Source organism: Capnocytophaga ochracea DSM 7271, assembly GCF_000023285.1.
GTDB lineage: Bacteria > Bacteroidota > Bacteroidia > Flavobacteriales > Flavobacteriaceae > Capnocytophaga > Capnocytophaga ochracea.
This window is the reverse complement of the sequence record NC_013162.1, coordinates 2,313,284-2,334,432: the sequence shown is the minus strand read 5'-3', so window position 1 is coordinate 2,334,432 and position 21,149 is coordinate 2,313,284. Positions and strand designations below refer to the sequence as shown.

The window sequence follows — 21,149 nt, the reverse complement described above, 5'->3', positions numbered from 1 at the left end:
GAAAATATGATAATCGTTACTAACTTTTATTGCCCCTCTATAATGGTAATATCATATTATTTTCGTACTTTTGCACGCTGAAAAATCACTAAGAATAAAGGTAAGTAATCACAACTCTTTACTTCTTAACTCTTAACTCTTAACTATAAAAATGTACGCACTATTCAAAAAAGAAATCCGTTATTTCTTCACTTCTCCCATTGGTCTTACTATCATTGGGCTCTTTATTGTGCTTAACGGATTGTTCTTATGGGTCTTTAAAACAGATTACAACATTTTCAACGCTGGTTTTGCCGATTTGTTGCCCTTTTTCCGTCTTTCGTCTTGGTTTTTCGTCTTTTTAGTACCTGCCCTTACAATGAGAAGCATCTCCGAGGAGAAAAAAAGCGGTATGTTAGCCCTTTTGTTCACTAAGCCAGTCAGCACTCTGCAAATGGTGCTCGGCAAGTATTTGGGTATCCTCTTCTTGCTCCTTGTAATCCTCTTGCCATCAGTCTTATACGTATATATGGTATGGGTATTGGGCAACCCCGTAGGCAACTTAGATATAGCAGGCACCGTGGGTTCTTACATTGCCTTGTTTTTACTGGTAGCCACCTTTGCAGCAGTGGGCTTATGGGCGTCGTCCATAAGTAGTAATCAAATCATTTCCTTTGTGTTAGCTGCCTTTCTATGCTTCTTTTTCTTTTTTGGCATCGACCAGCTTATCGCTTTTGTAGCCCCCGATGATTTCGTTGGAGTGGGCTTTCAAACGCATTTCGACGCTATCAGTAGGGGAGTACTCGACACCCGAAATATCTTGTATTTCCTCTCTGTTATCTTATTTTTCATATACCTCACTACCTTATCACTCAAAGCTTACAAACGATGAAAAAACTCTTTCAAAACACTGTTATCAAGGTGCTTATAGCCTTGGTGTGCCTCCTTGCAGTCAATTATATTGCCAAGCAATGGCATACGCGGATAGACCTCACACAAGACAAACGTTATACGCTCTCTGAGGTGAGCAAGAAAACGCTTGCTAAAATACAGAATCCTATCGTGATTGATGTATTGCTAAAAGGCAATATCCCTACCGAATTTAAGAAATTACAGACTGAAACGATTCAGTTATTAGACGAGTATGCAGCTACCAATAACAATATTATCGTCAATTTTGTAAACCCATTAGAAGGGGAGGAGCACCCCGAAAGTGTGATTCAAGAACTGATAAACAATGGCTATCAACCCTTGCAAATCACTCAAAATGAAGCAGGAAAATCTTCTATTGAGTATATTTTCCCTTGGGCAGTAATTAGTGATGGCAAGAAGAGTGAGCGTGTACGCCTCTTTGTGAACAAACTCGGCTCTACTGACCAAGAACAGGTACAAAACTCGGTACAGAAATTGGAATACAATTTTACCGATGCGCTCTATAAGTTTACGTTGGACAAGAAGAAGAAAATTGCAGTGCTCAGAAGTAATGGTGCGCTGGAAGATATCTATATGGCCGACTTCCTCAAAACAGCGCGCGAATACTACTTTATAGCACCTTTCACTCTCGATTCAGTAGCAACCAATCCTGAAAAAACTCTACATGACCTCGAAAAGTTTGATTTACTACTTGTACCTAAGCCTACCGAGCCTTTTACTGATGCCCAAAAGCAGGTAGTAGACCAATATATAATGAATGGCGGTTGTGCCTTATGGCTGATTGACAATGTAGCAGTTTCCTTAGAAGATATGTATAAAACAGGCGGAATGACAATGGCTATGCCTATCAATCTGAACCTTACCGATATGTTTTTCCAATATGGGTTCCGCATTAATTACACCTTAGTAAACGATTTGTATTTTTCTGAAATCATAGTAGCTACTGGCGATGGCTCTCAAACCCGTTATATGCCTATCCCTTGGGTGTATAATCCATTGGTGCTTTCAGGTAATAATCACCTTATCAACAATCATCTAGATGCGGTGAGGTTTCAGTTTGCCAATAGCATCGACACGCTGAAAAACGGTGTGAAGAAAACAGTTCTTCTCACTAGTTCGCCTTTCTCAAAAGCTGATGGCACTCCACGTGAAATTAACTTACGTATTGACCCTAATAACCAGAATAAAGAAGCCTACAAACACGGAAATATTCCCTTAGCAGTACTTTTGGAAGGAGAGTTTAACTCAGTTTATAAAGATCGTATTCACCCCATAAACCTCAAAGAAAAATCCGATAGAAGCAAGCCTACTAAAATGCTTGTAGTAGCCGATGGCGATATTATCAAAAACGATATCGATAGCAAAAATAATATTCCCTTAGAACTTGGATTTGATAAATGGACAAACAAATATTATGACAATAAAGCTTTCTTGCAGAATGCTTTAAATTACCTCTTAGACGATACTGAGTTTTTGAGTTTGCGTAATAAGAAAGTACAATTGGCTTTCTTAGATAAGGAAAAAGTAGCCGAAAGTGCCAGCAGTTGGCAAGTAAAAGTATTTGTGTATCCATTATTGCTTTTGATATTGGTAATGCTTTCAATATTATATTTTTATAGGAAGAAGAACATAAAGAAAGAATAAAAATGAAAAGAGTAGTAGTAGGACTTAGCGGAGGGGTAGACAGTAGTGTAGCAGCCTATTTGTTAAAAGAACAAGGGTATGAAGTGATAGGACTTTTTATGAAGAATTGGCACGATGATTCGGTTACTATTTCAGATGAATGTCCTTGGTTAGAAGATAGTAACGATGCGCTTTTAGTAGCCGAAAAGCTCGGTATTCCATTTCAAACGGTGGATATGAGTGAACCCTACAAAGCCCGTATTGTCGATTATATGTTCAATGAATATGAACACGGCAGAACACCTAATCCCGATGTGTTGTGTAATCGCGAAATCAAGTTTGATGTCTTTATGAAGCTCGCCCTTAGTTTAGGCGCCGATTACGTAGCAACAGGACACTATTGTCGCAAAGAAGAAATAGAGATAAAAGGTGGAAAAATCTACCGATTACTATCGGGGAAAGATGAAAATAAAGACCAATCGTATTTCCTATGTCAGCTTTCACAAGACCAACTTAGTAAAGCACTTTTTCCTGTTGGAGAATTGCAGAAATCGGAAGTGAGAGCCATTGCTAAAGCCCAAGATTTGATAACCGCTGATAAAAAAGATTCTCAGGGACTTTGCTTTGTAGGAAAAGTACGTTTACCCGAGTTCCTACAACAAAAGCTACAACCCAAACAAGGCGATATTATTGAAATCCCCAATGATTGGAAAGGATATACTGACTTTGATATGCCACGCACTTTTGAAACTTATGAAGACGAATTGGAGTATTTGTCACAACGTTTTGTGTATCAACCCGAAAACGGTAAAAAAGTAGGTATCCATCAAGGGGCTCATTATTTTACTAAAGGGCAACGCAAAGGCTTAAATGTGGGAGGAACCAAAGAACCTTTGTTCATTATAGAAACTGATATCGAAAAGAATATCATCTATACAGGACAAGGACACACACATCGCGGATTGTTCCGCAGTGCTTTGTTTATAGCAACCCCTGATGAACATTGGATTCGAGAAGATTTGGCATTAAAAATATATGAATCGAAAGAGTTTATGGTACGTATACGCTATCGTCAGCCATTACAGAAAGCGGTTTTATACAAAGTCGAAAACGGTTTGTATATTCATTTTTCAGAACCCCAAAGTGCTATTACTGAGGGACAATTTGCTGCCTGGTATAGCGGAGATGAATTAGTGGGTAGCGGTGTTATTTCATAGAAAAAAACACCTATTGTAAAATGGTTATAATGTATATTATGTCAAATAACAGATAGGGAAAAAGATATGAGAAAGGTACTTATCATCACTTATTATTGGGCGCCTGCTGGCGGACCTGGTGTACAACGTTGGTTAAAATTCGTAAAATATTTACGAGATTTTAATATAGAACCTATTGTATATATTCCTGAAAACCCAACTTATCCTATCATCGACAATGAAATAGGAAACGATTTGCCTACTGATATACAAATTATTAAACATCCTATATGGGAACCTTATGCTTGGGCTTCGTTGTTCTCTAAAAAGAAAACCCAAAAGATTAGTTCGGGTATCATTCCGCGCAAAAAAGTTTCTATTTTAGATAAAGTATTACTTTGGATACGTGGTAATTTCTTTATTCCCGATGCTCGTAAATTCTGGGTCAAACCTTCTGTAAAGTATCTGAATAAGTTTATAAAAGAAAACCAGATAGAAACTATTATCACCACTTCGCCTCCTCACAGCGTACACCTTATAGGTTATGAGTTAAAGAAACAAATTCCCCACCTCAAATGGATTAGCGATTTCCGCGACCCGTGGACAACTATTGGTTATTACAAAGATTTACGCCTTACTAAATGGGCAGATAAACGTCAGCATTATTGGGAAAAAGAAGTGTTACAACAATCAGACTTGGTGATTACAACAAGTTTCAAGACGCAAAAAGACTTTCAGCAGCTTACCAATACTCCTATTGAGGTGATTACCAATGGTTACGACGAGGAAAAAACAATCACCCCTCCCCTATCCAATAAATTCCTTATTTCGCACATAGGTTCCTTATTATCAGATAGAAACCCCAAAATACTGTGGAAAATATTAGCCGAATTAGTACGCGAAGAACCTCATTTTGCCGAAGATTTCACACTTTGTTTTGCAGGCAAAGTAAGTGAAGAAATCGAAGAAGATATTCGCCATAACGGACTTACACCTTATTATATTAATAAAGGTTATATTAGCCATCAAGAAGCTATTGGTTTGCAAAAGCAATCGCAAGTATTGTTGCTCATCGAAATAGATTCCGAAGAAACACAAGGTATTATTCCGGGTAAACTGTTTGAATATATGATTTCAGGGCGACCTATTCTCGCCATAGGACCTCATAACTGGGATGTTACACCTATTCTCACTGAAACACAAACAGGTACTTTTGTAGGATATACCGATGCCTCTCAGATGAAAGCCAAAATAGTAGAGTTTTATCATCAATTCCAACATAAAACACTTAAAACCAACCCCAAAGAAGTAGAACAATACAGCCGTAAAGCCCTTACTCAGCGGTTGGCTCAACTGATATGAAAAGTTTTCTTATTTATCACATTTTTTTCTATTAATGAAAGATTTTCTACGATAAATAATCTTTTTCTTTTGTTTATTAAAAAATAATACATACCTTTGCAGAGAAATTTCAAAAAGTACTTTTTCTGCTTCTTATATAAAAGAAGAGAAAACTATCTGGGGAAAACAATTTCCTATATAGAGAATTAAAAAAACTATCTCAGTAAAACGTTTTCTCATATAGAAAACTAAATAAACTATCTCGGGAAAATGATTTCCTATGTTGGGAACTGAAAAAACTATCTCAGTAAAACGATTTCCTATATAGGAAACAAATAAAACAAGTAATTATCTCATAAAATTTAATTGACAATCTTATGGCAAAGAAAACTTATTCAACTAATCTAGTCGAATCACAAGTGATGATTGACGGGTTAAAAGGTCGTAATGACAAATTGCCTTTGGGCGTGAAAGCCGAAGACATTACCAAGCTTGAAGAACTCCGCAAGAAGATGGAAACACTCAACAGCGAGCAAGAAAAACTCAAAGCCGACCTCAAAACTAAGACTCAAGAGCTTAGTAAGACTATTACCGAAATAGAAAGTAAAGTATCTTTCATTAAAAAACTCATAAAAATTGATATTCCTCAAACACAATGGAAAGAATTTGGTATTGAGGACAAACGATAAGAAAAAATACCTTGTTAGGCAGTGCGTCCTAACAAGGTATTTTTTGTAATGATAAATAGTTAAGAACGAATTACTTTGTATGTATAATAATTCAGGAACTATATATAATATCAAACTTATTGAATAGAACAAAATGATGAAAAAGTTATTTTTTTTACTTTGTTTACTGCCTTTTTCAGTAGTAGCACAAAAACTGTGGACATTAAGCGACTGTATTCTGTATGCCAAAGAAAATAACCTATCTATTAAACAATCGGAAATAGATTTAAAAGCCACAGATATTGATAAAATGCAAGCCAAAGCAGGTTTCTTGCCCTCGGTGAATGGCAATGCATCTTATAACTTAAATGAGGGAAAAAATATCAATCCTGTAACCAATCAGTTTGAAAATGCTTTCTTTCAATCGGCATCAGGAGGAGTAAGCGTAGACCTTACTCTTTTTGCAGGACTACAAAATTGGCGCAAGTTACATCAGGCGGAACTTAATCGTATAGCTTCTCAATATCAGTTAGATAAAATGAAAGACGATATAGTACTGATGATTATCAATGCCTATGCTGAAGTGTTGAGCAATAAAGAACAAATCAAGAATTTGAAAGCACAGTTAGAAATTTCAAAGGAAAGTTTAACGCGCACCCGTGAACTTATTGGTGCAGGATCTTTACCCAAAGGAGATATTTATGAAGCCGAAGCACAACTGCTCACACAAGAACAGCAAATAATAGCAACCGAAAACGCTCTCTTTATTGCCAAAATGGGTTTGGCACAATTACTTTTGTTAAAAAACTATCGAGATTTTGATATTGCAGATAGTGCTTTTGAGCAACCTTCTGCTGATATTCTTAATAAAACTCCTGAAGAGATTTATGAGCGTGCCAAAGAGGTAATGAGCGATGTAAAATTAGCCGAAGCAAATATGCAAGTAGCTCAAAATAGTTTGCGTTTATCACAATCGGCTTATTCACCGCGTCTTTCTGCTCAATGGGGTTATAGTTCACGATGGAGTAAGAAGCAAGCGCAAGATTTTTGGCAACAACTTGATGCTAATAAAGGTATGTATGCAGGGTTATCGCTTAATATTCCTATTTTTAACGGATTTTCAACTTTAGGAACTGTAAAACGTCAGCGATTAAATTTTTTAAAAAGTCAATTTGCTAAAGAACAAGCAGAACTTACTTCTGAGAAGAACATTTATCAAGCCTATAATGATGCTTCGAATGCTAAAAAGCTATATGAAGCGAGTGAAAAGACGGTACAAGCAAAACAACAGGCGTTTAGTTATGCGCAAGAGCGTCATAATGTAGGTTTAATGAATACTTTTGATTTTAGTCAAGCTAAATATCAGTATGAGAATGCTCAAAACGATTTTGTTAAAGCCAAATATCAATATATTTTTAAGCTAAAAGTATTAGAATATTATTTTAGTCATTAATAAAGGTCGATGGTTTTTTGTCCAACTTTGGTACTTCCGAACAAGCCTTATTAAAGATTATTTCAGATAAAGTAGAACCTTTAGCTTTGTTGTTTTCCTAAATATCTGACAATTGGAAAGGTGTAATCAAAGATGCTCGCAACACTAAGTACAAAAGTCATAAAAAGTAAAATTACTAATTTATCTATATATGAAAAAATGCATACTATTCAGTGCTATAACCTTATTTGTTGTAGGGCTACAAGCACAAAACAAATTCAAAGTAACGCCTGATGAGGCACGTAATGGTTCGTATACTATTAGTCCTACTTTACCTAAGGACGGAATGGTAAAAGCAGGCACAGTTCTTACACTCAAAGCAACTCCTGCCACTGGCTATATTTTTGATAGTGGTTATTACTCCTTACCAGAACAGTGGGGGGCTATGTTTTATGAACAGTCTACACCTGAGTTCAAAGTGAAAGTAGACAAAGATATGAATGTAGGAGCTTGTTTTATACCTAGAAAAGCGGAAGCTAATCTGAAAGTAGTGCAAGATATTGTTTATGCTAAACCGGGAGTAAAACCGCTGAAATACGATGTATATAGTCCTAAAGGTAAGCAAAACCTACCTTGTATCGTAATTATTCACGGAGGTGGATGGAGCTCCAATACTGAATCGGTGATGAGAGGTTTGGCACGCGAACTAGCAAACAGTGGCAGATATGTGGTTTTCAACATTGATTATCGCTGGATAGACAAACTTGACGGAGATAGTACTCCTACTCAATTGCACCAAATTATAGAAGATGTGTATGGGGCTTTGTTACACATTGCTGAAAACGCTGCTAAATACGGAGGCGATAGCAGTAAGTTACTTCTTACGGGCGATAGTGCGGGAGGACATTTATCGGCTTCAGCAGCAAATTTTGTAGAACGCATAGGCGATAGAGGTTTTGGTAAAACGCAAGGTGTTTACGAATTTATGCCTACCTATATGCCTAAAGGGAAAACTGTGGCACAAGTGCGCAATGAGTTGGTTAAAGCTATCAAAGCTGCTGCACCCAGCTATGGAGTATTTCGCCCTGAAATGCTCACCCATCGCTTTAAAGACTATCCTTATTTAAACGAAATTGCACCTATCAACAGTATTCCAGAGGCTTCTAAAAGAACAGTACCCCAATTGTTGTTTAGAGGTTCAGAAGATGGACTTATAAAAGATGAAGAGGTTAAAGCTTACGAACGAGCCCTTTCCAAAGCCGGTCAGAGGGTGGAGTATATACAAGTAGGAGGTGCCAATCACGCTTTCTTCGATTGGAAACCCGATACTAAAACACAAGCAACTTTCAACAAATACGGCAAATACCACGCTCGCGAAATGTTGTTGTTCTTTGATTCAGTATTAGAAGGTCTTAACAAAACAGAAAATTGAAGTTAGAAACAATACAATAGCAAAATGTCCGAGAAGTTATAGAGGTAACTTCTCGGACATTTTATTATCAAAGTATTAAGAAAACTTATTCTGTGTCTATAAAAACAATAAATGTAAAGGTTTGTAAGGCAATCCGAACCACTTGGAGATGTTGTGATGAGTAAGGATTCCGTGATAAGAATAGAGTCCGTTTCTAAAACCTTTGTCTATTTGTAAAAGGTTTTCTACACCTCCCTCCTCTCCTATTTTTAGTAAGTAAGATAATAGGATATTGCTGAGCAAAGTTGAAGCTGTATGAGCATAACGGGAAGGTAAATTAGGCACTCCACAATGTACTACTTCGTATTTTGTAAAGGTAAGTTGTTCTAAAGTGGTAAGCTTACTGGTTTCTATACAGCCTCCTATGCCAATACTAGCATCTACTATCACAGCACCACGCTTCATTTGTTGTACCATCTCTTCGGTTACTACTATGGGCGAGCGACATTCTCCACTCATAGCCCCTATAAGCACGTGGCAATGTGTTAAGGCTTCTCGGAGTAACTGAGGTTGCAAAGTAGCGGTATATACTGAGGAGGGCAAATGTGTGCGTAGTTTTCTCAAATCGGTGAGAGAAGGAGCAAATATCTTTACATTGGCACCCAATCCTAAGGCAGTTTTGGCAGCAGCTTTGGTGAGTTCATTTGCTCCCAAAAGCACTACTTCAGTAGGCGGTATTCCAGTGATATTGCCGAGCAAGAGTCGGTTTTCTTCTGCAAGCAGTTCAGAGGCGGTGAGTACAGCTGCGATACCTGTGAGCTCATCAACCGACTGCTGTATAGGGTGATTTTCTGCTTCGTCCTTTATATATTCAAAAGCTAAGGCAGTGATTTGCTTTTGTGCAAGCGTCTCGAAGTAAGTTTTATCTTGCGTGTTAAGTTGTAAAGCCGACAACAATACAGATTGAGCATTAAAGTAAGCAAGTTCATCAGTAGTGGGCGGTTGAACTTTTAGCACAATAGGACACGCGAATACTTCTTGGGTATCGTATACTATTTCGGCACCTGCCTCACTATAGTCAGTATCGGAAAAATGAGCCTCCTCCCCTGCCCCAGCCTCTATTAGTATTTGATGTCCATTAGCTACTAATACCGCTACTTCATCGGGAGTTAAGCAAATGCGATGCTCCTGAAAGGTTTGCTCTTTTGGAAGTCCTATTTTCAGAGATTTTTGTTCATTGCTTACCGCTAATCGTTCTTCTTGTGGTAATAGTTGAGATAAGGATTCCATCAGTCAGAGAATTTAGTTTCCAAATCACTTACATATTTCTTGAATGCACGGTCGGTTTCTATTAGATTTTCCACCGTTTTACAAGCGTGTAGCACCGTAGCGTGGTCGCGTTGTCCTATTTGGCTTCCAATAGTATAAAGTGAATTTTTGGTGTATTTCTTCGAAAAAAACATCGCCAACTGTCGTGCTTGAACCACATTACGCTTTCTAGTTTTTGAATGCAAGGATTCTATATCTAAGCCAAAGTAATCGGCGATGATTTGCTGAATATGGTCAATCGTCAAATCGTTTCGATTATTCTTCACCGATTTATCAATAATGCTTTGTGCAAGTTCTATAGAGTACTCTTTGCGGTTGAAAGCTGCTTGTGCAATCAGTGAATTACTCACCCCTTCGAGTTCACGCACATTGGTACGAATATTTTCAGCTAAATAAGCGATGATATCCTCACCTATTTCAGCGCCATCATTATAGAATTTATTTTCTAATATTTTATAGCGCGTTTCATAGTCGGGCGTTTGTAGTTCGGCTGAAAGCCCCCATTTGAAGCGAGAGAGCAAGCGCTGTTCGATATCGAACAAATCAACTGGTGCTTTATCGGAAGTGAGAATTACCTGTTTTCCATTTTGGTGCAGGTGATTGAAGATGTGAAAGAAAGCATCTTGGGTTTTTACCTTCCCTGATAAGAACTGAATATCATCGACTATCAGCACATCGATGAGCTGATAGAAGTGAATAAAGTCGTTAAGTGTATTTTTATCTTTGTCTTTGGCTGTGGAAGCACTGATAAACTGTTGAGTGAACTTTTCGGCAGAGACGTATAGTACCTTCTTTTTAGGGTATTTTTCTTTGATATCTACCCCTATTGCGTGTGCCAAGTGGGTTTTACCTAAGCCTACTCCTCCGAAGATAAACAGCGGATTGAAAGCCGTACCCCCAGGTTTATTGGCAACTGCCATACCTGCAGAGCGGGCTAAACGATTGGAAGCCCCCTCCACAAAGTTGTCGAAGTTCTGATGTAAGTTCAGCTGAGGATCAACAGTTATTTCGCGAATACCCGGTATTACGAAAGGATTTTTAAGTCCAGGGTCTTTGGTTTCAGTAGCTAAAGTCAAAGTCTGTTTTGCTAATTCTGGCCGATTAGTACTAGGAAGTTGTTCTTTAGTAAGAGGAGTATCGACAATATATACGAGGCGAGAGTTTACACCTAAGGTAAAAGTCATAGCTGATTTGAGAAGAGAAATATAATTTTCTTCTAACCACTCGCAAAAGAATTTACTGGGCACTTTGATTTTTAGGGTATTGCCCTCTAATTCCACAGGTACGATAGGAGCGAACCAAGTGTTAAATGGTTGCTCAGTGATATTGTCTTTTATGAATTCAAGACACCTACTCCAGACTTTTTCAGCTGCTTCTTTCATCTTTTTTAGTGCTACTTTTTAGCTAAAAATTTGATTATTAGATTTTTTTACTAATTTTGCCGGTGATAAAACTGTTGTTTTTTCAGTGAGCAAAGTTGTGAATAATTTTTGAATAAAAAAAATATTTAACATTTGTTTTTGTACTTTTATTTTATATGGGAGCACTGTTAATGTTTTGTTAATATTTATATCTATCTAAATATGAAAGAATTATATTTTGATTATGTATTGCGTACACGCTATGCAGAAACTGACCAAATGGGGGTAGTGTACTACGGAAATTATCCTCAGTATCTTGAATTGGGAAGAGTGGAGTGGCTAAGGTCTATTGGCTTTACCTATAAGGCGATGGAAGAAGAAGGAATAATGATGCCTGTGGTATCCCTGCAAATTCAGTATAAAAAGCCTGCTTTGTATGACGAGCTCATTACTATTCGTACCAAATTAAAAGAATTACCCTCTACAAAAATAGAGTTTAACTATGAAATTCTCAATGAAAAAGGAGAATTACTCTCTACGGCTAATACTGTATTGGTGTTTGTAGATGCGAAGACTTTCAGACCGGTGCGTTGCCCCGAGAAGGTGCTAAAGCTTATAAAAGCAAAAAGTGAAGAGTAAGGAGTGAAAAGTGAATAATTTGGTAATTTAACTTTGCCAAAGGTTGTAGCACAACAAGCTATTGAAACTTTGGCAAAGTTTATACCACAACTAAAAACTATTGATAGCTTTTAATCAAATTCTTCACCAATAATATCACGTTTGGCATTGCAATATTAGCGGCGTTGAGTACTTCTTCGTGTGATACGTCGGGGGAGATGTCGGGACCACCTAAGTCGGTGATGACTGAAAGGGCACACACTTCCATATTCTGATGACGTGCTACAATTACTTCGGGCACGGTACTCATACCTACGGCATCACCTCCTAAAATACGCACCATACCATATTCGGCTGGGGTTTCAAAAGAAGGACCTTGCAAACCTACATACACTCCTTTTTGGAGCTTGATTTTATGTTTCTTGGCTATCTTTTCGAGCTCGGTTATCATAGCTTGGCTATAAGGCTTGCTCATATCGGGGAAGCGCGCACCAAATAGGTCTAAGTTCTTACCGCGTAGAGGGTGCTCAGGAAATAAATTGATATGGTCGCGAATAACCATTACATCACCTATTGAAAAGTTAGGGTTCACCCCTCCTGAAGCGTTAGAAACAATCAGACGTTTAATACCTAATTGCGCAAAAACGCGTATTGGGAAGGTTACTTCTTGCATTGTATATCCTTCGTAATAATGCACACGCCCTGCCATCATTAGCACATAGCGGTTTTCTATTTTGCCGTAAATCAGTTTACCTTTGTGTCCTTCTACAGTAGATTTAGGGAAGTTAGGGATATTGTTGTATTTAATCTCAGAAATTACTTCTACTTCATCTTCTAACTTATTGAGTCCAGAACCTAAAATAATAGCAAATTCAGGAGTGTGCTCTGTGATGTACGACTGTATGATGCGAGCCGTTTCATTAATTTTATCATAAACTTGTTGCATATCTTTATAATGTTTTATTTGTTACCTATATTGGTGTGAATAATACTAAAATGTTGACAACCTCTCCCTATACTCCTTCAAAAGAGGAATTGTAGCGATGCTTATCATATCTTTTAGCTATTGAAAATGGGTGACTCCAAACTTAGCAGCTTCAGCACGTGCTTTGGGTACTAAGGCTGTGAGGTTTTTGATACGAGAGGCATCAGAAGGGTGGGTACTTAAAATAGTAGGTGTAGATTTACCATTATTCTTGGCACTCATACGCTTCCATAGCTCAGGAGCCTCAGCGGGGTCATACCCAGCAATTGCCATAATCTGGATACCTATGGCATCGGCTTCTGTTTCGTTGGAACGACTGAAGGGCAACATTACTCCTAAGTTAGACCCTAAGCCGTAAGCGAGCATAAACTGGTCGGTATAAGCAGCGTATTTGCTAGTTTGCAAGGCTACTGAACCTGCAATAGCACCTATTTGTTGTAAGGTAGCAGCACTCATACGTTGTGCCCCGTGGTCGGCTAAAGCGTGAGCCACCTCGTGCCCCATTACCACTGCCAAACCTGTTTCGGATTGTGTAATAGGTAAAATTCCCGTATAAACCACAATCTTCCCCCCTGGCATACACCAAGCGTTCACCTCGGGACTATCTACCAAGTTATATTCCCAACGATAATCATCTAAATAGCCTTTATAACCATTGGTATCGAGCCATAGTTTGGCAGCTTTGGCTATGCGTTCGCCTACGCGTTTCACCATAGCGGCATCATTTGTGTTTTTCACTACCTTATTAGATTTTAAAAAGGTGGAATACTCACTAAAAGCCATCGGAAATACCTGACTATTAGGCATAAAGTTAAGGGTACTCTTTCCTGTAAAAGGGTTTGTCTTACAAGAAAAGACAATTAAAAGGAATGCGATTAAAGTTAATTTCTTCATAAGATTTTATTTGAGGGCAAAGATACAAATAATAATCGGAAATACAATAGTAATATCTTATAAATTTTATTGTTAATGAAAAACAATAATATAATAGGTGAAAAGTATTCTTTTTACAGTGAGACTACGTGCCAGAAATTGAACAAAATTGATTTTAAAATTAAAAGAGAATGAAGGTTGATTAATGCAAGCACTATATGACTTTGGAGAGGCTGAGAAAAAAATGCTAAAATTTCTAAAATAGAGCATATTTTTTTAAAATAAGACAACAAAATTCTTTTTCATCTTTTAGTGAATAGAAAATAATAATTGTTTATATATCAGTTAGATATAAAATATACCTATCTTACCTTTTAGATGTATCTTAACCGAAGGAAGAGCGAAGGAAAGACGAACCTAAGACGAAGGAAAGACGAAGGAAGGAGGTTACTAAGTTGAATCTCAATTAGTAGAAAGAGGTATTTACGTTATTGAGAAAAAAATCATAAAAACGTGATTTTGGCGAAAAAAATGCAATTTTTAGTGTGAGTAACTTTTGAGGAACGTTTATGAGAATTGAAAATAGAGAGATATAACTTTCGAGGAACTTCAACGGACTAATTGTCAGAAGTATGCGGTTGGCACAAGTTTTGTTGCTAAATAAAAAGTTGATAATATTTGGTGCTTTAAAAATAAAGTGCTACATTTGCGACTTCAAATTAGTATATAAAACAAAAAACTGCGTTAAAATTGCAAAACAATATGAGAAAACCATTATTAATGGCTGCTGCCTTACTGATTTCGGCAGTGGCGTTCGGACAAAAAAAAGAACTCAAAGAGATTGAAAAACAAATCCGTAAAGGAGATTTAACGACTGCCAAAAGCGGATTAAGCTCCATTAAAGGTTCTATTGAGGGTACAGAATTTGCACCTCAGTTCTATTTCTTGGAAGCACAAGTGAATGTGGAGGCTGCCAAGAAAAATGAAAATGTATTGGCTTCGTTGCAAGCGGCTTCTTCAGCTTTTGCCAAAGTAAGACAATTAGAAGGAGGTAAAGGTAAATACACAAACCAGTTGCAAACTTTGGCTGATGAGGCTATTAATATTGCAGCTAAGCAAGCACAAGACAATTACGAGCGTAAAAACTACAAGAATGCTTCGGTTGCTTTTGAACAAGTATACCGCCTCAGTCCGCGTGATACTGTATTTTTGTACAATGCGGCAGTAGTATCGGTTGAAAATAAAGATTATGACAACGCTGTGAAACTTTATAAAGAGTTGAAAGACTTAGGTTATGACGGTGCTGAAACACTTTATTTGGCTACTAATAAACAAACTAAAAAAGAGGAAACTTTCCCTGATAAAAATCAGCGTGATTTGATGGTAAAAGCAGGTACTCACGAAAAAGCTAGAAATGAAAAAACGCCTTCAAAACGTGCTGATATCGTGAAAAATATTGCCTTTATTTACGTAGAGCAAAACAAGACTGATGAGGCGCTAAAAGCTTTTGCTGAAGCAAGAAAAGCTTATCCTAAAGATGCTAACATCATTCTTGCTGAAGCGAATGTTTACTTGCAATTAGACAATAAAGAAAAATTTAAACAACTAATGCAAGAAGCTGCACAGCTTGACCCTAATAATGCTGACCTTCACTACAATATTGGGGTTATCAATATGCAACAAGGTAACAATATAGAGGCTCGTAAAGCTTTTGAACAAGCCCTTAAAATTAAACCTAAATATGCTGATGCTACTTTGAACCTTTCGACTACTTACATTAATGAAGGTAATGCTTTGGTTGAGCAAATGAATTCATTAGGCAATTCGGCTGCTGATACTAAGAAATTCAATGAACTTAGAGACCAAAAAGAAGCTTTGTTTAAAAAAGCTGCTGAAGTATTAGAAAGCTACGTGAAAGCTAATGGCAACGATAAAAATATCTTGGAACAACTAAAGAGCATTTATGGAGCTTTGAGCGACAGTGCTAACTTCCAACGTGTTAAAAAACTATTGGGTGAATAATAATTTAGTATAAGATGTTCGTTAAAAGGTAACAGAGTTATGCTCTGTTACCTTTTACTTTTTATAAAGATAAAAATGCGTTATTTTATAGAACTTTCTTTCTTTGGTAAAAACTATTACGGTTGGCAATTCCAGCCCAAAGCTATTTCAGTGCAAGAAGTTTTACAGAAGGCTCTTTCTACTCTTTTGCGAACGCCTATAGAAGTTGTGGGAGCAGGTCGCACTGATAGTGGTGTGCACGCTTTGCAGATGTATGCTCACTTTGATGTGACAGAAGCGTTGCCCGCTAATCTGGTTCACAAGTTAAATGCTTTTCTTCCAAAAGATATAGCTGTTCATCATATATATGAAGTACAGCCTAATGCCCACGCCCGTTTTGACGCTTTGAAACGCACTTATCAGTACCATATTAGTACTCAAAAAGATGCTTTTGCTTACGATTATGCGATGGCACTTACTCTTCCGTTAAATGTAGCGCTTATGAATGAAGCGGCTCAAATACTTTTTGATTATACTGATTTTCAGTGCTTCTCTAAAACACATACCGATGTAAAGACATATAATTGCAAAATATACGAAGCGCATTGGGATAAGGTGGAGAACCAACTCATTTTTACTATTACTGCCGACCGTTTCTTGCGCAATATGGTACGGGCGATTGTAGGAACACTTATAGATGTAGGCTTACAGAAACTTTCGCTTACAGATTTTGAAGATATTATCCTCAGTAAGAAACGCAGTAAAGCAGGAGCATCGGTTCCCGCTTGTGGGTTATATCTCACTCATATAGAATACCCCGAAAGTCTCTTTGTTGAAAAAAAGGATTAAATATTAGCATTATTCAAGAAGAATTACTACCTTTGCAAACTTTTAAAACAAAAACAGAAATGAAATATTTACAGAACAAATATTTAAAGATAGTTATAGCCGTGCTTATCATAGCGTGGGCGGTATATCAGTTCACACAGGGGAATATAGGAAATGGTATAGCGCTTATTTTGCTTTCTCTTATTCCTATTTTACTCTATTTTCGCAACGAATTTATACTTCTCACATTCTTACGTTTGCGCAAGCAAGACTTTGCTGGAATGGAAAAATGGATCGGCAAAATAGCAGACCCTCAGACAGCTTTACTCCGCAAACAACAAGGCTATTACAACTATATGTACGGTATTATCTACTCGCAAAAGAACCTTACTCAAGCAGAAAAATACTTTCGTAAAGCCCTACAATTGGGACTTACGATGAGTTATGACGTAGCGATGGCAAAATTGAGTTTGGCAGGTATTATGATGCAAAAGCGGAAAAAACGCGAAGCACAGGAGCTCCTTACTGAGGCTAAAAAGCTAGATAAACAAAACTTGATGAGCGACCAAATAAAGATGATGCAACAACAACTCAAGAAAATTTAAATCATAAAAAAGGCTGTCATTTTAGACAGCCTTTTTTATGATTTGGTTCTAATATTTTACCCCTTTAAATACACTATTTTCTTAGTCTCGAAGAAAGGTTCATCGTAATAACTACTGATATCAGTCAGTTCTGCCTTAGGAAAAGGTGCTAACTCCTCAGTAAGGTCACCGCCTTTTAAGTAAAGAATACCATTAGGGAGGTCGTTTTTAGAAGTCTTCTTGAACTTTCCTTTTACCCAAGGCACAAAGTCCTTCATTTGAGTAACGGCACGACTTACTACAAAGTCGTAAGTATCTTTTAGTTCTTCGGCTCTTATCTGCATAGCCGTTACATTGGTGAGCCTTAAAGCTTTTACTACTTCTTGTACTACTTTTATTTTCTTTCCGATAGAATCGACCAATGTAAACTGACAGTTAGGAAACATTATAGCCAAAGGTATGCCAGGAAAGCCTCCACCAGTACCGACATCTAATAGTACTGTGCCATCAACGAACTGAATGCGCTTAGCAATAGCTAAACTATGCAAAACGTGTCGTTCGTAGAAATCGTCTATATCTTTGCGCGAGATGACGTTTATTTGAGCATTCCACTTTTCGTATAGCGGTTTGAGCTCTGCAAATTGTTCTTGTTGCAACTCACTAAGTGAGGGAAAGTATTTGAGTATGATTTTCATAGTTGCTAAAAATGTATTACTTTTGCACCCGTTTTTATATATTATAATGAATTTACGAGCCTTATTATTGATTTTTTTGTGGGGAGGTTGCCTTTCGTTCTTTGCACAAGAGCGCGATACTACCTACATTCAACCTTATCCGCAAGAAATATGGCTCAGAGCATATACGCCTACTAAAATGCTCATACTTACGCAAGGGAAAGAGGCTTATTCACCCAACTACCCATTTAGTTTAGGAGTTGGAATAGGTTTGCGAAAGATATTAGGGCTTAACGTACTTTATGCACAGAACTTATTCCGACTAAAAAATGAAACAAATCTAAAAACTCGCAGTATTGATATACAAGCACATAAATACGGTAAACGCATACTTATAGATGCTTATTATCAAGACTATACAGGATTTTATATCGATAGAGGTAAAGGGAATTACACCCTCTTCCCTACCCTTTCTACCCAGCAAATAGGTGTAGAAAGCACTTACGTATGGCGTGCAGACAAGTTCTCGGCGCGAGCTGCCTTTGAGCAAAGCGAACGCCAAGTGAAATCAGCGGGGAGTTTGCTTTTTGGCAGTGGTTTCTATTGGCATCGCATAGAACCTGATGCTAAAACAGAGAATGTAAGTAGCGAGGCTTTTGAGAATTTCCAAATAGGTTTTCACGTGGGCTATGGCTATTCCTGGGTAGCTAGCAAACACTGGTTACTTACAGGGGCGTTTATTGGTGGATTGAATTTCGGTAACCAAATGGACATACTGCAACAGCTGAATATTAAGGTTTATCCTACTTCTGTGACGCGTTTTTCGTTTGTATATCTGAAAGATGATTGGACAGTATCGCTATCAGGAATCTTTAATAACAAGTCAGTTTATCCTACGGATAGCAAACCTATTCGCTTGATTACTCCCAGTGTACAACTATCGTTTACTAAGCATTTTTACCTCAAAAGAAAAAACTTTCTCACTCGATTACCTTCCCTAAAAGTACGACCAACCCCTCAACGGAACGGGTAAAGATAAGATATTCATTACCACCTTCCACGATACGGTATTTCTTTTTAATTTCTGCTACCGATAACGGATAGTTTTTAGAGAGAATACAATATTTACTACCTTTTTTTAACTCTTTAAGATTGATAGGAGTTACCTGCAAAACACGTCCGGCAAAGGGCTTTTTTAGCTGCTCGGAAGTGTATAGATGAGTATTTACGTCCAACTTCTCTACCTCAAAACGTTGCGTTATATAATTAAAAGCTCCTGATTTCAACAAAGCACTATTAGGAATATACAAGTACTTTTTAGGCGCACTATACACCACTTGACAACTATGCAACACTTCTTCTGCAAATTGCAAAATAGGCTCTTCAGTCTCCAAATTCACACAATGTATTTGTACTTGCGTTTCTTTTTTAGGTTCTTGTACTACCAATACCTCCTTTACTTCATTGCGTAAGGCTACCAAATGAATATGTGTTATCTTGGGTAGCGTATGCAACAGATAACTAATATCTATCATAGGTGATAGTTTGGTAAACACTTTATCTGTTTTTTGCAATAGTACAGACTGTAACTCTAAGATATTAGGTGAGAGGTCTTCTAAGAGAAACTTCTTTTGTTTGAGAGCGTCTCTACGAGCAGGATCGAGAAAAATAAGGTTGTAATGTGCTGTTGTAGCTTTCAAAAAAGCTTCTGTGCTTCCATTTATAAATGTGGCCTTGCGTCCTAGAACCTGCCAATTATGTTCTACTTTGCTGAGAAGTTCCTTATTTTGTTCTACCAACGTAACTTCTTTAAACTTCTCTGAAAGAAAAAATGCATCAATACCAAACCCACAAGTAAGATCTAAAAAACGTTCTCCGTGCAAGCCTTGAGCCTTGTATTGAGCGGTTGCCTCGGAGGAGGTTTGCTCTAAATTAAGTGTTGGAGGGAACAATATACTTTCCGTAGTAAGCAAAAAAGGAAGTTTTTTAGCTGCTGTGCGCCTACCTTCAATCTGTTGTGCTAACTCTTTGTTAGAAATACCATTGAACACAGGTTTCTTGAGGAGCAATGTTGTAGTTGTCCCCTCGTATTCCCTGATAAAGCGTTGTACATTCTCGTCTAACAAATTCATAGTGCGAAAAGATAGTGCATTTTTATGAAAGTCAAAGCCATTTTTTGCGTTTGAAGTAGAAAATCATTGTTACTGAAATACCTATCATCACCAACCATACTAACGGATATGCCCACCATACTTCTAATTCAGGCATATACTTGAAATTCATACCGTATACCCCCACAATAAAAGTGAGCGGAATAAAGATAGTAGAAATAAGGGTGAGCAAGCGCATAATGTTGTTCATCTTGTTACTCATTGCCCCCATATAAGTATCTGTAAGTCCCCAAAGGATATCGCGGTAAGTGCTGAGTGTTTCGACAATTTGCACCGTGTGGTCGTGGAGGTCACGGAAATAATGCTTAGTATCGGTGTCGATAAGATGATGAGGGGTTTTCTCTATCTTGTTTACTACCTCACGCGAGGGCGTAATTGATTTCTGTAAAAAGATAGCACTCTTTCTCAGCAACTGGATTTCGGAAATCATATCTTCACGAGGGTGAATAATAATATCATCTTCAATGGTCTCAATCTTATCGCTTACTTTATCCAAAATCACAAAATAGTTGTCTACAATAGCATCTAAGAGTCCGAATAGCAAATAGTCAGCGGGGCGTTTGCGCAGACTGCTATCGGCGTTTTGCAAACGTTTGCGTACGGGGTCAAACACGTCTTCGTCTTCACTTTCTTGAAAAGTGATGAGGTAATTTTTGCCCAATAATAATGCTAAGTGCTCTGAAATGAGTTGCTTATCTTTGCCGTAGTACAGCATTTTAATGATCACGAGAATATGTTCATCGAGGATTTCTACTTTAGGTCGGTGTTCGGTATCGAGTACGTCTTCCAAAAATAGGTTATCTAAATGAGTATAAGCACCTAACTTTTTTACTTCCTCGATATTGTTTAAGCCGTTTACATTCACCCACGTGATACGGCTATCGATTATAAATTTAAGGGCTTCCTCAGCCGAAGAGACTTTCTTTACCTCACAAGAATGCTCGTTATAGGCAAAGACTTCTATATTGAGAGGCTTCTCTTTATTACCGAAATACACCAGACTACCGGCAGGCAAACCTACCTTTTTGGAGCGATTTGCCTTGCGTTTCCTCTTGGTAGTAGAGACTATATTTTTACTCATATATAATTATTATATTAAAATATTGGTTATTAATATTTTATTAAAACATTTTAAAGCTAAA

The 21,149-nt window shown here is 37.5% G+C and carries 19 protein-coding genes; 12 read left to right on the top strand and 7 right to left on the bottom strand.

Annotated features, from left to right (window positions below; translation table 11 throughout):
- Window positions 1-151: 151 nt before the first annotated feature.
- The 7 genes from gldF (at window position 152) to COCH_RS09810 (ending at window position 8,604) form a co-directional block, all read left to right on the top strand.
- Entirely contained in the window at window positions 152-871 is a 720-nt protein-coding gene (gene gldF, locus COCH_RS09840) for a gliding motility-associated ABC transporter permease subunit GldF (protein WP_015782958.1), read from the top strand.
- Entirely contained in the window at window positions 868-2,556 is a 1,689-nt protein-coding gene (gene gldG / locus COCH_RS09835) for a gliding motility-associated ABC transporter substrate-binding protein GldG (protein ID WP_015782957.1), read from the top strand. The genes gldF and gldG overlap by 4 nt, the downstream gene beginning before the upstream one ends.
- 2 nt (window positions 2,557-2,558) lie before the next feature.
- A complete protein-coding gene (gene mnmA / locus COCH_RS09830; protein ID WP_015782956.1) occupies window positions 2,559-3,752 on the top strand; it encodes a tRNA 2-thiouridine(34) synthase MnmA in 1,194 nt (397 codons plus the stop codon).
- A 66-nt stretch (window positions 3,753-3,818) separates the two neighbouring features.
- Window positions 3,819-5,093, top strand: a complete 1,275-nt coding sequence (locus tag COCH_RS09825; RefSeq protein ID WP_015782955.1) for a glycosyltransferase family 4 protein — start codon at window positions 3,819-3,821, stop codon at window positions 5,091-5,093.
- 356 nt (window positions 5,094-5,449) lie between these two features.
- Window positions 5,450-5,761: a hypothetical protein gene (locus tag COCH_RS09820; protein WP_002672015.1), complete on the top strand. Its 312-nt coding sequence runs from the start codon at window positions 5,450-5,452 to the stop codon at window positions 5,759-5,761.
- Between the two features lie 133 nt (window positions 5,762-5,894).
- On the top strand, window positions 5,895-7,193 hold the full coding sequence (locus COCH_RS09815; RefSeq protein WP_015782954.1) for a TolC family protein: 1,299 nt from the start codon (window positions 5,895-5,897) through the stop codon (window positions 7,191-7,193).
- Window positions 7,194-7,383: 190 nt separating this feature from the next.
- Window positions 7,384-8,604, top strand: a complete 1,221-nt coding sequence (locus COCH_RS09810; protein ID WP_015782953.1) for an alpha/beta hydrolase — start codon at window positions 7,384-7,386, stop codon at window positions 8,602-8,604.
- 96 nt (window positions 8,605-8,700) lie between these two features.
- Here COCH_RS09810 and COCH_RS09805 read toward each other — a convergent pair whose 3' ends face one another.
- Window positions 8,701-9,873, bottom strand: a complete 1,173-nt coding sequence (locus tag COCH_RS09805) for an alanine dehydrogenase (RefSeq protein ID WP_015782952.1) — start codon at window positions 9,871-9,873, stop codon at window positions 8,701-8,703.
- Window positions 9,873-11,294 carry a chromosomal replication initiator protein DnaA gene (gene dnaA, locus COCH_RS09800; protein ID WP_015782951.1) on the bottom strand — a complete coding sequence of 474 codons (1,422 nt, stop codon included), beginning with the start codon at window positions 11,292-11,294 and terminating at the stop codon, window positions 9,873-9,875. Before dnaA ends, COCH_RS09805 begins: the two co-directional genes overlap by 1 nt.
- A 201-nt stretch (window positions 11,295-11,495) precedes the next feature.
- On the opposite strand from dnaA, the gene COCH_RS09795 reads away from it, so the two are divergent.
- The gene (locus tag COCH_RS09795) at window positions 11,496-11,912 is read left to right on the top strand and encodes an acyl-CoA thioesterase (protein WP_015782950.1); all 417 of its coding nucleotides are present in this window, start codon (window positions 11,496-11,498) and stop codon (window positions 11,910-11,912) included.
- 97 nt (window positions 11,913-12,009) lie between these two features.
- Here COCH_RS09795 and COCH_RS09790 read toward each other — a convergent pair whose 3' ends face one another.
- Together COCH_RS09790 and COCH_RS09785 are read right to left on the bottom strand one after the other, a co-directional pair.
- Complete coding sequence (locus COCH_RS09790; RefSeq protein WP_009417762.1) at window positions 12,010-12,837, bottom strand: purine-nucleoside phosphorylase; 828 nt, start codon at window positions 12,835-12,837, stop codon at window positions 12,010-12,012.
- Window positions 12,838-12,954: 117 nt separating this feature from the next.
- Window positions 12,955-13,770, bottom strand: a complete 816-nt coding sequence (locus tag COCH_RS09785; protein WP_015782949.1) for a M48 family metallopeptidase — start codon at window positions 13,768-13,770, stop codon at window positions 12,955-12,957.
- A 741-nt stretch (window positions 13,771-14,511) separates the two neighbouring features.
- Here COCH_RS09785 and COCH_RS09780 point away from each other — a divergent pair.
- From COCH_RS09780 to COCH_RS09770, 3 genes are read left to right on the top strand one after another with little or no spacing between them, the layout of a single operon-like run.
- The gene (locus COCH_RS09780; RefSeq protein WP_034575722.1) at window positions 14,512-15,771 is read left to right on the top strand and encodes a tetratricopeptide repeat protein; all 1,260 of its coding nucleotides are present in this window, start codon (window positions 14,512-14,514) and stop codon (window positions 15,769-15,771) included.
- Window positions 15,772-15,810: 39 nt separating this feature from the next.
- Window positions 15,811-16,599, top strand: a complete 789-nt coding sequence (truA, locus tag COCH_RS09775) for a tRNA pseudouridine(38-40) synthase TruA (protein WP_081432994.1) — start codon at window positions 15,811-15,813, stop codon at window positions 16,597-16,599.
- A 59-nt stretch (window positions 16,600-16,658) separates the two neighbouring features.
- Complete coding sequence (locus COCH_RS09770) at window positions 16,659-17,183, top strand: tetratricopeptide repeat protein (protein ID WP_015782947.1); 525 nt, start codon at window positions 16,659-16,661, stop codon at window positions 17,181-17,183.
- A 56-nt stretch (window positions 17,184-17,239) separates the two neighbouring features.
- Here COCH_RS09770 and rsmG read toward each other — a convergent pair whose 3' ends face one another.
- A complete protein-coding gene (gene rsmG / locus COCH_RS09765; protein ID WP_015782946.1) occupies window positions 17,240-17,857 on the bottom strand; it encodes a 16S rRNA (guanine(527)-N(7))-methyltransferase RsmG in 618 nt (205 codons plus the stop codon).
- A 46-nt stretch (window positions 17,858-17,903) separates the two neighbouring features.
- Here rsmG and COCH_RS09760 point away from each other — a divergent pair, with 46 nt between their 5' ends.
- Complete coding sequence (locus COCH_RS09760) at window positions 17,904-18,869, top strand: DUF4421 family protein (RefSeq protein WP_015782945.1); 966 nt, start codon at window positions 17,904-17,906, stop codon at window positions 18,867-18,869.
- On the opposite strand, the gene COCH_RS09755 is transcribed toward COCH_RS09760, so the two are convergent.
- Window positions 18,817-19,968 carry a class I SAM-dependent methyltransferase gene (locus tag COCH_RS09755; RefSeq protein WP_015782944.1) on the bottom strand — a complete coding sequence of 384 codons (1,152 nt, stop codon included), beginning with the start codon at window positions 19,966-19,968 and terminating at the stop codon, window positions 18,817-18,819. The genes COCH_RS09760 and COCH_RS09755 overlap by 53 nt on opposite strands.
- A gap of 31 nt (window positions 19,969-19,999) precedes the next feature.
- A complete protein-coding gene (gene corA / locus COCH_RS09750; protein ID WP_009419743.1) occupies window positions 20,000-21,088 on the bottom strand; it encodes a magnesium/cobalt transporter CorA in 1,089 nt (362 codons plus the stop codon).
- Window positions 21,089-21,149: the final 61 nt, after the last annotated feature.

Excerpts from the sequence above, each read along its gene's own strand:
- COCH_RS09825 (WP_015782955.1), top strand. The coding sequence starts at position 3,819 with ATGAGAAAGGTACTTATCATCACTTATTATTGGGCGCCTGCTGGCGGA.
- COCH_RS09780 (WP_034575722.1), top strand. The coding sequence starts at position 14,512 with ATGAGAAAACCATTATTAATGGCTGCTGCCTTACTGATTTCGGCAGTG.
- COCH_RS09755 (WP_015782944.1), bottom strand. The coding sequence starts at position 19,968 with ATGAATTTGTTAGACGAGAATGTACAACGCTTTATCAGGGAATACGAG.
- COCH_RS09790 (WP_009417762.1), bottom strand. The coding sequence starts at position 12,837 with ATGCAACAAGTTTATGATAAAATTAATGAAACGGCTCGCATCATACAG.
- corA (WP_009419743.1), bottom strand. The coding sequence starts at position 21,088 with ATGAGTAAAAATATAGTCTCTACTACCAAGAGGAAACGCAAGGCAAAT.
- COCH_RS09760 (WP_015782945.1), top strand. The coding sequence starts at position 17,904 with ATGAATTTACGAGCCTTATTATTGATTTTTTTGTGGGGAGGTTGCCTT.
- dnaA (WP_015782951.1), bottom strand. The coding sequence starts at position 11,294 with ATGAAAGAAGCAGCTGAAAAAGTCTGGAGTAGGTGTCTTGAATTCATA.
- COCH_RS09810 (WP_015782953.1), top strand. The coding sequence starts at position 7,384 with ATGAAAAAATGCATACTATTCAGTGCTATAACCTTATTTGTTGTAGGG.
- gldG (WP_015782957.1), top strand. The coding sequence starts at position 868 with ATGAAAAAACTCTTTCAAAACACTGTTATCAAGGTGCTTATAGCCTTG.
- COCH_RS09820 (WP_002672015.1), top strand. The coding sequence starts at position 5,450 with ATGGCAAAGAAAACTTATTCAACTAATCTAGTCGAATCACAAGTGATG.
- COCH_RS09815 (WP_015782954.1), top strand. The coding sequence starts at position 5,895 with ATGATGAAAAAGTTATTTTTTTTACTTTGTTTACTGCCTTTTTCAGTA.
- COCH_RS09805 (WP_015782952.1), bottom strand. The coding sequence starts at position 9,873 with ATGGAATCCTTATCTCAACTATTACCACAAGAAGAACGATTAGCGGTA.
- COCH_RS09770 (WP_015782947.1), top strand. The coding sequence starts at position 16,659 with ATGAAATATTTACAGAACAAATATTTAAAGATAGTTATAGCCGTGCTT.
- gldF (WP_015782958.1), top strand. The coding sequence starts at position 152 with ATGTACGCACTATTCAAAAAAGAAATCCGTTATTTCTTCACTTCTCCC.
- truA (WP_081432994.1), top strand. The coding sequence starts at position 15,811 with ATGCTCTGTTACCTTTTACTTTTTATAAAGATAAAAATGCGTTATTTT.
- mnmA (WP_015782956.1), top strand. The coding sequence starts at position 2,559 with ATGAAAAGAGTAGTAGTAGGACTTAGCGGAGGGGTAGACAGTAGTGTA.
- COCH_RS09785 (WP_015782949.1), bottom strand. The coding sequence starts at position 13,770 with ATGAAGAAATTAACTTTAATCGCATTCCTTTTAATTGTCTTTTCTTGT.
- COCH_RS09795 (WP_015782950.1), top strand. The coding sequence starts at position 11,496 with ATGAAAGAATTATATTTTGATTATGTATTGCGTACACGCTATGCAGAA.
- rsmG (WP_015782946.1), bottom strand. The coding sequence starts at position 17,857 with ATGAAAATCATACTCAAATACTTTCCCTCACTTAGTGAGTTGCAACAA.